Raw genomic sequence first — 11,754 nt, 5'->3', positions numbered from 1 at the left:
GATAGTCCACAAGGGACGGAGGGTCCGATGGAGTCAGCCGAACAGGTGCTCGCCCGCTGGGCGGCGGGGGCCGGCGTGCGGGCCCGCACGTACGCGGCCGGTGCCGCCGTCACCGCGTCGCGGCTCAAGGTCCTGGTCGCGGTGCGGTACGCGGGGCTGCGGGCCGGTGTGGGCCGGCGGCTGCGGGCGGTTCGTCCGCCGCGATGAAAGTTTCGCCGGGTCTCGTCGGTTCCGACGAACCGGCCGCCCCGGCACCCGTCCTAGCATCCCCGCATCGCCGGTTCCCCACCCTCGCCACGAGAGGCAACCATGTCGAAGCTCACCGAACTCTCCGCCTGGCTGGACAGCCGTCTGCCCGCGCTGCTGGCCGAGCACCAGGTGCCGGGCGCGGCCGTCGCCGTGTACGCCGGCGGCGAGATCATCGACCACGCCGCGGGGGTGCTCAACAAGGGCACCGGCGTCGAGGCCGACGTCGATTCGCTGTTCCAGATCGGGTCCATCACGAAGATCTGGACGACCACCCTGGCCCTGCAGCTGGTCGACGAAGGCCGCCTCGACCTCGACCAGCCGGTCCGGAAGTACCTGCCGGAGTTCAAGATCGCCGACCATGTTTCAGCCGCCAAAATCACCGTCCGGCAGCTGATGTGCCACACTTCCGGCTTCGAGGGCGACATCTTCACCGACACCGGCCGCGGCGACGACTGCGTCGAGAAGTACGTCGCCACCCTCGGCGACGTGCCCCAGCTCTTCGCACCCGGCGAGATGTTCTCCTACAACAACGCCGCCTTCTGCGTGCTCGGCCGGATCGTGGAAGTGCTGCGGGGCAAGTCCTACAACGACTGCCTGGCCGAGCAGCTGTTCGTCCCCTTGGGACTGACGCACGCCGCCGCGAGCCCGTACGAGGCCATCCGGTTCCGGGCCGCGCTCGGGCACGTCACGCCGGAGCCGGGCGCCGACCCGGAGCCCGCCGGGATCTGGGCGCTGGCGCCGTCCAACGCCCCGGCCGGCGCGATGCTCGCCATGCGCCCGCGCGACCTGGTGACGTTCGCCGGCATGCACCTGCGCGACGGCGAAGCCCCGGACGGTACCCGCGTGCTCAGCGCGGAAAGCGCTCGCGCCATGCGGGAGCGCGTGGTGGAGCTGCCCGACCTCGGGCTGATGGGCGAGGCGTGGGGCCTCGGCTGGTCGCTGTCCGAGGGCGGCGCGGTCGTCGGCCACGACGGCGGCACGATCGGCCAGTCGGCCTTCCTGCGCCTCGCGCCCGGGCACGACGTCGCCGTGGCGCTGCTGACCAACGGCGGCAACCCGATCGCCCTCTACACCGAAGTCGTCGGCCACCTGCTGAAGGAGCTGACCGGCATCGAGCTCGCCGTACCGCCGGTGCCGGCCGCCGACGCCCCGCGGATCGACGCCACCCGGTACGTCGGCGAGTACTCGTCGTCCGTCGCGGACATCACGGTCAGCCAGGACGACGACGGCCGTGTCTGGGTGGAGCGCGTCCCGAAGGGCATCTTCGCGGAGCTGGCCAAGCCGGAGAAGACCGAGCTGGTCGCGATGAACGGCGACACGCTGATCCTGCGCGAGCCGATGCAGGGCATGTACCTGCCGCACGCGTTCGTCGGCGACGACGGCACCGGGCGCGCGCTGTACCTGCACACCGGCCGCGCCGACCGGCGGGTGAGCGCGTGAGCGGAGTCGAGCGGCGGATCGCGGACGCGTTCCTGGCGGCGGGCGCGCGGGGTTTCCTGCACGCGCGGGAGCTCGGCGGCACCGCCGAGGTGGCCGTCGGCGCGGACGACCCGGTGGTGCTGGCGTCGGTGTTCAAGATCCCGGTCGCCGTCGCCTACGCGCGGGAAGTCGCGGCCGGGCGGCTCGACGAAACCGCGCGGACCCGCGTCGGGAAGCGCTACCGCATCGGCGGGATCGGCACCGCGGGGTGCGCCGACGACGTCGAAATGAGCTGGCGCGACCTCGCGCTGTTCATGCTGACCATGAGCGACAACGCGGCCACCGACGTCATCTACCACCGCGTCGGCCAGGCCGCCGTCGACCGCGTGCTCACCGATCTCGGCCTGAGCCGCACCCGGCTGATCGGCTGCTGCGAGGACCTGTTCGCTTCGGTGCTCGCCGACCTGGGTGCCGGGGAGGACGCCGACCTCGACGCCGTGTTCGCCGGGGCGACCCCCGAACAGACCTGGAAGCTCGCGGTGCTCGACCCGGAGCGGACGTCGGCGTCCACACCCCGGGAAACCACCACGCTGCTCGAAGCGATCTGGACCGACCGCGCCGCCGAACCCGCCGCGTGCGAACGGGTGCGCGCGATCATGGCGCGGCAGATCTGGCCGCACCGCCTCTCCTCGGGGTTCGGCTCCGACGTCACCATCGCGGCCAAGACCGGCACCCTGCCGGCGGTCCGCAACGAAGCCGGTGTCGTGTCCTTCCCGGACGGCCGCCGCTTCGCCGTCGCGGTCTTCACCCGCGCGGACTCCCTGGCCGAACGGCAGCCCGCCGTCGACGCCGCCATCGGCAAGGCCGCCCGCCTCGCCGTGGACCACCTCCGGAAGGAAACGCCATGACCAGAATTCGGACGGCGGGGGTCGTGCTCGGGGTGCTCGCGCTCACCGCGACCGCCTGCGGGGGATCGGGCGGCGGTGCCGCGGCCGGCGACGGGAAACCCTTGGACGGCAAGACGTTCAGCCTCGCCATCGGCTCCGACCCCGGCAGCCTCGACCCGCACATGACCGTGCTGTCGGTGGCCATCCAGGTCGACCGGTTCCTCTACGACTCGCTGCTGAACCTCGACGACGCCGGCAAGCCGGTCGCCGGGCTGGCCGCGAAGTGGGAGGCGTCGACGACGACCGCGTCTTTCACGCTGCGCCAGGGCCTCACGTGCGCGGACGGCAGCCCGCTGACCGCCGCCGACGTCGCGGCCAACATCAACTTCATCGGCGACCCGGCGAATAAGTCGCCCATCGCCGGCTTGTACATCGCGCCGGGCACCAAGGCGACCGCGGACGCGGCGGGCACGATCAACGTCACCAGCGGCAAGCCGGACGCGTTCCTGGCCCGCAACGTCGGCGGCGTGCCGATCGCCTGCGCCAAGGGGCTCAGCGACCGGAAGCTGCTCGCCAAGGGCGAGGCCGGCACCGGGATGTTCACCGTCGCCGAGGCCGTGCCCAACGACCACTACACGTTCACCCGCCGCAAGGACTACGCGTGGGGCCCCGGCGACTGGAAGGCGGAGCCGGGCCTGCCGGACCAGGTCGTCGTGCGGGTCATCCCGAACACCACGACCGCGACCAACCTGCTGCTGTCCGGCGAGCTGAACGCGGGCCAGATCAACGGGCCGGACCGGCAGCGGCTGGAGGGCCGCAAGCTGTTCCACACCGACTTCACCGCCCCGATGGGCGAGGTGTTCTACAACCAGGCGGCCGGGCGGCCCGGCCAGGACGAAGCCGTCCGCCGGGCGCTGACCCAGGCGCTCGACCTGCCCCAGCTCGGCAAGGTGCTGACCAGCGGCGCCGGCAAGCCGTCGCAGGGCATGATCACGAACGAGCCGGAGGTGTGCCCCGGCGACACCGTCACCGGGAACCTGCCGTCCCACGACCCGGCCGCGGCGGCGTCCGCGCTGGACGCCGCGGGCTGGACGAAGGGCGCGGACGGCGTGCGGGCCAAGGACGGCAAGAAGCTTTCGCTCACGGTCCTCTACGGCACCCAGCTCGGCCCGACCATGGCGCCGACCGCGGAGCTGGTCCAGCAGCAGTGGAAGGCCCTCGGCGCCGACGTGGCGCTCAAGGGCGTCGACAGCCCCGGCCTCAGCCAGGTCCTGTTCGGCACCGGCGAGTGGGAGGTCTCCCTCGGCCCGGTCGGGTTCTCGCTGCCGAGCCAGCTGGTGCCGTTCGTCTCCGGCCCGGCCGCGCCCGACGGCACGAACTTCGCCCACATCGCCAACCCCGGTTACGACCAGGCGGCGCAGCAGGCGGCCACCAAGCCCGGTGACGCCAGCTGCGCGGACTGGAACGCGGCGGAGACCGCGCTGATCAAGCGGGTCGACGCGGTGCCGTACTTCGACTCGGTCGTGCCGACCTACGCCAGCGGCGCGAAGTTCACCCTCAGCCAGGGCAGCCTGACGCCGTCCTCGATCCGGATGCTGGCGAAGTGACGACGGCGGCGGCACCACCCCGCCTGCGCGGCGGCCCGTGGCCGGCGTTCGCCGCGCGGCGGCTGGCCCGGTTCGCCGTCTCGCTGTGGGCGCTGCTCACCGCGGCGTTCCTGATGATCCACCTGGTCCCGGGTGACCCGGTGCGGGCCGCGCTCGGCATGACCGCGCCCGCCGAGCTGGTCGCCGCCCGGCGGGCCGCACTCGGCCTGGACGACCCGCTGTGGGTGCAGTACGGGCACTACCTGCGCGGCCTGCTCACCGGGGACTTCGGGACGTCGATGGTGAGCGGCCAGCCGGTGGCGCAGGTGATCGGCGACCGGCTGCCCTCGACGGTGCAGCTGGCCGTGCTCGCCTTCGCGGTCGTGGTGGCCGTCGCGGTCCCGCTGGGCGTCGCCTTCGCGGTGCTGACCCGCGGCGGCCGCCGCCGGGGCGCGGAACTGGGCTTCACGTCGGTGAGCGTGTTCGTGGCCGCCATCCCGGAGTTCCTGATCGGCGTCGGGCTGGTGGCGCTGCTCGCCGTCGGTCTCGGCTGGTTCCCGGTCGCCGGCGCCGACGACGCGAGCGGGTACGTGCTGCCGGTGGCGGCACTGGCGATCGGGCCGGCGGCGGTGCTGGCCCGGATCGTCCGCGTCGAGCTGCTTTCCGTGCTGGGCGCCGACTTCGTCCGCACCGCGCGGGCGAAGCGGCTGCCCGCGCGGCTGGTCTACGTCCGCCACGCGCTGCCGAACGCGCTCACCGCGACGCTCACCCTGGGCGGGCTGATGCTGACCTCGATGGTGGCGGGCACGGTGCTGGTGGAGAACGTGTTCGCGTGGCCGGGCCTCGGCTCGACCATCGTGCAGTCGATCGTGACGAAGGACTACCCGCTGGTGCAGGGGATCGTGCTCGTCTACGGCGTCGGCGTGCTGCTGGTCAACGTGCTGGTCGACGTCGTGCTCGGGCTGCTCGACCCCCGCTCGGCGATCCGGGAGGCCTGACGTGGCGCGACGACGTGGTTCGGTCTGGGTGGCGGCCGTGCGCACCCCGGTGGGCGCGTGCTCGGCGGTGCTGCTGGCCGTGGTGATCGTGCTGGCGGTGGTGGCCCCGCTCGTGTGGGGTGACGGCGCCGCGGCGATCGACACCGACGCGATCGGCCAGGGACCGTCGGGCGCGCACCCGTTCGGCACCGACTCCCTCGGCCGCGACCTGCTGCTCCGCACCCTGGTGGCGACCCGGCTCTCGATCGGGCTCGCGGTCCTCGCGACGGCGATCGGGGTCGGCGTCGGCGTCGTGCTCGGGACGCTGCCGTCGGTGCTGCCGCGGTGGGCGGGCCGGCTGCTCGTCGCGGCCGTCGACATCGCGGTGGCGTTCCCGGGGCTGCTGCTGGCCCTGTTCTTCGCGGTGATCTTCGGCGTCGGCACCCAGGGCGCGGTGCTGGCGATCGCGTTCGCGATGGCGCCGGCGTTCGCCCGGCTCGTGCAGACGCTGTCGGCGTCGGTGCGCGGGCGCGACTTCATCGCCGCGGCCCGGATCGCCGGTGTCGGCCGGATCCGGCTGCTGGCCCGGCACGTGCTGCCCAACATCGGGGAACCCCTCGTGGTCAACGCGACCATCGGGGCGGGCTCCTCGCTGCTCGCCTTCGCCGGGCTGTCCTTCCTCGGGATCGGCGTGCAAGCGCCGGACTACGACTGGGGCCGGCTGCTGCGCGAAGGCCTGGACGGCATCTACGTCAGCCCGGTGGCCGCGCTCGCGCCCGCCGCGGCGGTGGTGCTCGCCGGGCTGGCGTTCAACCTGGTCGGGGAGACGGTCGCCGCGGTGGTCGGGGTCCGGACCCGGCCGACCCGGCGCGCGGCGGGGCCGCTCCCGGCGACTCCGCCCGCGCCCGCCGCGGAACCGGCGGGCGACGCGGTGCTCGTCGTCGAGAACCTGCGGGTGGCGTTCCCGGGACCGGCCGGCTGGACCGTGCCGGTGCGCGGGGTCAGCTTCACCGTCCGCGCGGGCGAAGCGATCGGCGTCGTCGGCGAGTCCGGCTCCGGCAAGAGCCTGACCGCGCTGGCCGTGTCCCGCCTGATCGAAGCACCCGGCGTGGTCACCGCCGACCGGCTGGAGTTCGCGGGGAAGCCGGTGGCGTCGGCCTCGGACCGCGAGCTCGGCACGTCGCTGGCCATGGTGTTCCAGGACCCCATGACGTCGTTCAACCCGGCCCGCCGGGTCGGCGGGCAGCTCGCCGAGGTGTCCGAGCAGCACCACGGCCTGTCGCGGCGCCAGGCGCTGGCCCGCGCGGTCGAGAAGCTGACCGCGGTGCGCGTCCCGGCCGCCGCGCGGCGGGCGCGGCAGTACCCGCACGAGTTCTCCGGCGGCATGCGGCAGCGGGCGATGATCGGCATGGGCCTGATGGGCGAGCCGAAGCTGGTCATCGCCGACGAGCCGACGACCGCGCTCGACGTCACGGTGCAGCGGCAGGTGCTGCGCCTGCTCGCCCGCACGCGCGAAACCGAGGGCGCGGCGATCCTGCTGATCAGCCACGACATCGCCGTCGTTTCCCAGACGTGCGAACGGATGCTGGTGATGTACGCCGGGCGCGTGGTGGAGGACCTGCCGACCGGCGGCGAGCCGCGGCACCCGTACACGCGGGCGTTGCTGGCCACCACGGTGGACCTCGAAACCGACCGCGACGAGCCGCTCGCCGTGATCCCCGGCCGCCCACCGGCCCCGGACCAGGTACCGGACGGCTGCGCGTTCGCCGACCGCTGCCCGCTGGCGTCGGAGCGCTGCCGGACCGAAGACCCCGTGCTCGAACCGGCCGCGTCGGGGCACCGGGTCGCCTGCTGGCACCCGCCCGCCGGTGTCCTTTCCGGACAGTCCCGTGAGGAGGGTGCGGCGTGAGTGCTCTGGAGTTCGAGGCGGTGAGTGTCCGCTACGGCAAGCTGACCGCGGTCGACGGCGTCACCCTGACCGTCCCTTCCGGACAGGTCGTCGGCCTGGTCGGCGAGTCCGGCTCGGGCAAGTCGACCCTGGCCCGGGCCGCGGCCGGGCTCGCGCCGGTCAGCGCGGGCCGGGTCCGGCTCGACGGCACCGACGTGCGGCGGCTGCCCCGGCGCCGTCCGCTGCAGATGGTGTTCCAGGACCCGTATTCGTCGCTGGACCCGCGGATGGCGATCGGCGAGTCGATCGCCGAGGCGATGCCCCGCGGCCGCGGGAGGGCGGCCGAAGTGGCCCGGCTGCTCGAACTGGTGCACCTGGACCCCGATCGGGCGGGGATGCTGCCCGGTCAGCTGTCCGGCGGGCAGCGACAGCGCGTCGCGCTCGCCCGGGCGCTGGCCGGGCAGCCGAAAGTCCTGATCGCCGACGAGATCACCTCCGCGCTCGACGTCTCGGTGCAGGGTGCGGTGCTCAACCTCGTCCGGGACGTGCAGCGGCGGCTTTCCCTGTCGATGCTGTTCATCTCCCACAACCTCGCCGTGGTGCGGTACGTCAGCGACGTCGTCGCCGTGATGTACCTCGGCCGGATCGTCGAGGCCGGGCCGGCCGAGCAGGTGCTCACCGACCCTCGGCACCCGTACACGAAAGAGCTGCTGGCCGCCGCGCCGTCCGCGCACCGCGGCCTGTTCGACGGCGACGACGTCCTCGCCGACACCGAACCCGCCGACCCGCACCACCCGCCGGCCGGCTGCCGCTACCACCCGCGGTGCCCGGTCGGCCCGCTCGTGCACACCGACCGCACCGTCTGCGTCCGCACCGACCCGGCCGACGGCACCGAGCACCGGCCGCACCGGGCGGCCTGCCACTTCGCCGCGTGAAACCTCTTCCCCCAAGGAGATCCCGCATGACCCGACGTCTGGGCACCGACGACCTGTACGCCCTCGAATTCCCCGAGCAGCCGGCGATCTCCCCCGACGGCGGCCGGATCGCGTACGTGGTGCGCACCGCCGACCGCGACGCCGACGAAGTCACCCGCTCGCTGTGGCAGGTCACCACCGGCGGCGGCCCGGCGCGGCGGCTCACCCGCGGCCAGGCCGACCTCGCACCGGCGTTTTCCCCCGACGGCACGCGGATCGCGTTCCTGCGCGCCCAGGACGGCCCGGCGCAGCTGTGGCTGCTGCCCGCCGACGGCGGCGAACCCGAGCAGGTCACCACGCTCCCGCTCGGCGCGGGCACGCCGGTGTGGCGCCCGGACGGCGCCGAGATCGCCTTCAGCGCCCCGATCGACCTCCACGCCGAAGCGGGCGAGGACGCGGGCGCACCGGGCCGGCGCGCGCACGCCCCGGTGGTCGCCGGCCGGCTCGACTTCAAGGCCGACGGCGCCGGGCTCCTGCGCACCCTGCGCAAGCACGTCCACGTCCTCGACGTCGCCACCGGCGAAGTCCGCCGGGTGACGTCGGGGGACTGGCACGCGGGCGACCCGGCCTGGTCGCCGGACGGCACGCGGCTGGCCTTTCCCGCCGGCCGGGACGCCGACGGCGACCTGACCTTCCGTTCCGGTGCCTACGTTCTCGAGGCCGCGGGCGTGACCGCCGAACCCGTGCTCGTGGGCTCCGGCGAGGGCATGTGCGGGACGGTCACCTGGACCGCCGACGGCGGCGCGCTGCTCGTCGTCGGCCGCCGCGACACGGCCACCGGGCACCTCGGGCTGCTGCGCGTTCCGCTGGACGGCGGCGAAACCACCGACCTGGCGGCCCCGCTCGACCGCAACGTGATGCCGGGCGGTGCCGGCTACCCGGGCGCGCTGCCCCAGCTGTCCGGGGACGAAGTCCTGTTCTGCGTCCGCGACCGCGGCTGCACGCACCTCTACGCCGTCGGCGTCACCGGCGGCGAGCCGCGGCTGGTCCTGGGCGGAGCGGGGAACACCGTGTCGGCACTGAGCGTCGCCGGGGACACCGCGGCCGTCGTGCTGGCCACGCCGACTTCGTACGGCGAGATCGCGACGGTCGGCACCGGCGGGGGAGCGGCCGAGGTCCGCACTTCGCTCGGCGACGGCTACCTCGAACTGTTCACCCACGAGGAGCGGGAGTTCACCGTCTCCGACGGCACGGTGGTGCACGGCTGGCTGCTGCGCGACCCCGCCCGCACCGGTCCGCTGCCGCTGCTGCTGGACATCCACGGCGGCCCGCACAACGCGTGGAACGGCACCGCCGACCCCGTGCACGTCTACCACCAGGAGCTCGCCGCCCGCGGCTGGGCCGTGCTGCTGCTCAACCCGCGCGGCAGCGACGGCTACGGCGAAGCGTTCTACACCGGCGCGGTCGGCGCGTGGGGACTGGCCGACGCCAAGGACTTCCTCGAGCCCCTCGACGACCTGGTCGCCGAGGGCGTGGCGGACGGGCGGCGGCTCGCCGTGTCCGGCTACAGCTACGGCGGCTACATGACCTGCTACCTGACCAGCCGCGACGGCCGGTTCGCCGCGGCGGTCGCGGGCGGCGTGGTCAGCGACCCGGTGAGCATGGCGGGCACGTCCGACGCCGGGCACTTCCTCGGCGTCGCCGAACTCGGCGCCGTCCCGGCGGAGAACCGGGCGCACTACGCGGCGCTTTCCCCGCTGGCGCAGGTGGAAAAGGTGCGCACGCCGACGCTGGTCCTGCACGGCGCGGACGACGACCGCTGCCCGGCCGGGCAGGCCGAGCAGTGGTTCACCGCGCTGCGCGAGCAGGGCGTGCCGTCCCGGCTGGTGCTCTACCCCGGCTCGTCCCACCTGTTCATCCTCGACGGGCGGCCGTCGCACCGCGTGGACTTCAACCGCCGGATCGTGGACTGGGTGGAGCAGTACGCGGGTGAGCCGGGCAAGCCGGCGCGCGTACCGCTCGACACCGCGCACTGGCGGCGGCGCCTGGCCGAGCTCGCGCGCAAGCACCGCGTTCCCGGTGCGACGCTGGGCATCCTGCGCGGCGACGACGAGCTCGTCGCGGGCTTCGGCGTGCTCAACAAGACCACCGGCGTCGAGGTCACCGACGACTCGGTGTTCCAGATCGGCTCGATCAGCAAGGTGTGGACGGCCACCGTGGCCATGCAGCTGGTCGACGAGGGCCTGCTGACGCTCGACGGGCCGATCGCCGACGTGCTGCCCGAGCTGCGGCTGGCCGACCCCGAGGTCGCGCAGAAGGTGACGCTGCGGCACCTGCTCACGCACACCAGCGGCATCGACGGCGACGTCTTCACCGACACCGGCCGCGGCGACGACTGCGTCGAGAAGTACGTCGAGGTGCTGGACCAGGCCGCGCAGACCCACCCCCTGGGCGCGACGCTGTCCTACTGCAACTCGGGGTTCATCCTCATCGGGCGCGTGATCGAGAAGCTCACCGGCAAGACGTGGGACGCGGCCCTGCGCGAGCGGCTGTTCACGCCGCTGGGCCTGACGCGCACCGGCACCCTGCCGGAGGAGGCGCTGCTGTTCCGCGCGGCGATGGGGCACGTGGCCAGCGGCGAGGAAGACCCGCAGCCGGCTCCCGTGTGGGGTCTCCCGCGCTCGGCGGGCCCGGCCGGCCTGATCACGGCGTCGGCGTCGGACGTCCTGGCCTTCGCCCGCATGCACCTGGCCGGCGGGCTCGGCCCGGACGGCTCGCGGGTGCTCTCCGCGGAGTCGGCCGCGGCGATGACCGAGGACCAGGTCGAGATGCCGGACAAGCACACGCTCGGCGACTCGTGGGGCCTCGGCTGGATCCGCTTCGGCTGGGACGGCCACCGCCTGATCGGTCACGACGGCAACACGATCGGGCAGTCGGCGTTCCTGCGGGTCCTGCCGGAGCACGGGCTGGCGGTCACGCTGCTCACCAACGGCGGCAGCGCCCACGACCTGTACGTGGAGCTCTACGCGGAGATCTTCGAGGAGCTGGCCGGCGTCACGATGCCGCGCCCGCTCGAGCCGGCCGCGGCCCCGCCCGCGGTGGACGTCTCGGAGTTCCTGGGCGTGTACGAACGGGAGTCGATGCGCATCGAGATCCTGACCAGGGAAGGACAGCTCCGCATCCGCCAGACGGTGACGGGTTCGCTGGCGGCCCTGGTCCCGGACCCGACGACGGAGGACGATCTGGTGGCGATCGGCCCGGGCCACTTCGCCCACCGCCCGGCGGGCATGCGCGGCTGGGTGTCGGTGACGTTCTACACGCTGCCGACGGGGGAGCGGTACCTGCACACGGGCGTCCGGGCGACCCCGAAAACCGGCGTCGCATGAGCCGGGTCACGTCGGGGAACACCCCGGGCCGCGGGGCGTTGTAACGGGTGTCGGTACGGCGGAGTCCCCGGGCCTCACCCCTTGCCTTCACGGAATACCAGTCCGGCTGGAGCCGTGTCGAGCCACTCGCCGCGAGGCGACCCCCGTACCGGCCTCGAACTCCCGCTTCCGCTCGCAGGCCTCCCCCCAGCCTTCGCCGAGCGGAAGCGGGACTTTCTTTTCTTTGCGTGGACCGGCGCTCACGCGGTCCGGCGGCGGGAAGGTCGCGAATGACTCATTCGGGACCTCCGTGGTCCCCAATGAGTCATTCGCGACACTCGAGTCGGCTCCTGGAGGCGCGCACTCGGCGCGCGGCACCGCACCGCGCGGCACTTGCCGAAGCCGGCGTCCGGAGTGGACCTCGGCGCCGATGTAGTGAATGACTCATTCCTGTCGTCGGACGACAGGA

The 11,754-nt window shown here is 73.8% G+C and carries 8 protein-coding genes; all 8 read left to right on the top strand.

The features are described from left to right. Window positions 1-27: 27 nt before the first annotated feature. Complete coding sequence (locus SD460_RS28850; RefSeq protein ID WP_318306993.1) at window positions 28-207, top strand: hypothetical protein; 180 nt, start codon at window positions 28-30, stop codon at window positions 205-207. Window positions 208-309: 102 nt separating this feature from the next. Next, a complete protein-coding gene (locus SD460_RS28845; protein WP_290055983.1) occupies window positions 310-1,689 on the top strand; it encodes a serine hydrolase domain-containing protein in 1,380 nt (459 codons plus the stop codon). Beyond that, window positions 1,686-2,576 (top strand): serine hydrolase, encoded by an 891-nt coding sequence (locus SD460_RS28840; RefSeq protein WP_290055982.1) that lies wholly within the window; start codon window positions 1,686-1,688, stop codon window positions 2,574-2,576. The genes SD460_RS28845 and SD460_RS28840 overlap by 4 nt, the downstream gene beginning before the upstream one ends. After that, the gene (locus SD460_RS28835) at window positions 2,573-4,162 is read left to right on the top strand and encodes an ABC transporter substrate-binding protein (protein WP_290055981.1); all 1,590 of its coding nucleotides are present in this window, start codon (window positions 2,573-2,575) and stop codon (window positions 4,160-4,162) included. The genes SD460_RS28840 and SD460_RS28835 overlap by 4 nt, the downstream gene beginning before the upstream one ends. Beyond that, window positions 4,159-5,139 carry an ABC transporter permease gene (locus tag SD460_RS28830; protein ID WP_318306992.1) on the top strand — a complete coding sequence of 327 codons (981 nt, stop codon included), beginning with the start codon at window positions 4,159-4,161 and terminating at the stop codon, window positions 5,137-5,139. The genes SD460_RS28835 and SD460_RS28830 overlap by 4 nt, the downstream gene beginning before the upstream one ends. Before the next feature lies 1 nt (window position 5,140). Continuing rightward, window positions 5,141-7,027: a dipeptide/oligopeptide/nickel ABC transporter permease/ATP-binding protein gene (locus SD460_RS28825; RefSeq protein WP_318306991.1), complete on the top strand. Its 1,887-nt coding sequence runs from the start codon at window positions 5,141-5,143 to the stop codon at window positions 7,025-7,027. Continuing rightward, a complete protein-coding gene (locus SD460_RS28820; protein WP_318306990.1) occupies window positions 7,024-7,941 on the top strand; it encodes an ABC transporter ATP-binding protein in 918 nt (305 codons plus the stop codon). Before SD460_RS28825 ends, SD460_RS28820 begins: the two co-directional genes overlap by 4 nt. Window positions 7,942-7,967: 26 nt before the next feature. Continuing rightward, window positions 7,968-11,306, top strand: coding sequence for a serine hydrolase (locus SD460_RS28815; RefSeq protein WP_290062583.1), 3,339 nt, complete (start codon window positions 7,968-7,970; stop codon window positions 11,304-11,306). Window positions 11,307-11,754: the final 448 nt, after the last annotated feature.

Origin of the sequence: Amycolatopsis solani (assembly GCF_033441515.1) — a bacterium.
In the GTDB taxonomy this organism is placed as follows: Bacteria; Actinomycetota; Actinomycetes; order Mycobacteriales; family Pseudonocardiaceae; genus Amycolatopsis; species Amycolatopsis solani.
This window is presented reverse-complemented; position numbering and strand designations above follow the sequence as displayed.

Bases quoted from the DNA above. Each gene is read 5' to 3' on its own strand.
- SD460_RS28835 (WP_290055981.1), top strand. From the start codon at position 2,573: ATGACCAGAATTCGGACGGCGGGGGTCGTGCTCGGGGTGCTCGCGCTC.
- SD460_RS28815 (WP_290062583.1), top strand. From the start codon at position 7,968: ATGACCCGACGTCTGGGCACCGACGACCTGTACGCCCTCGAATTCCCC.
- SD460_RS28850 (WP_318306993.1), top strand. From the start codon at position 28: ATGGAGTCAGCCGAACAGGTGCTCGCCCGCTGGGCGGCGGGGGCCGGC.
- SD460_RS28845 (WP_290055983.1), top strand. From the start codon at position 310: ATGTCGAAGCTCACCGAACTCTCCGCCTGGCTGGACAGCCGTCTGCCC.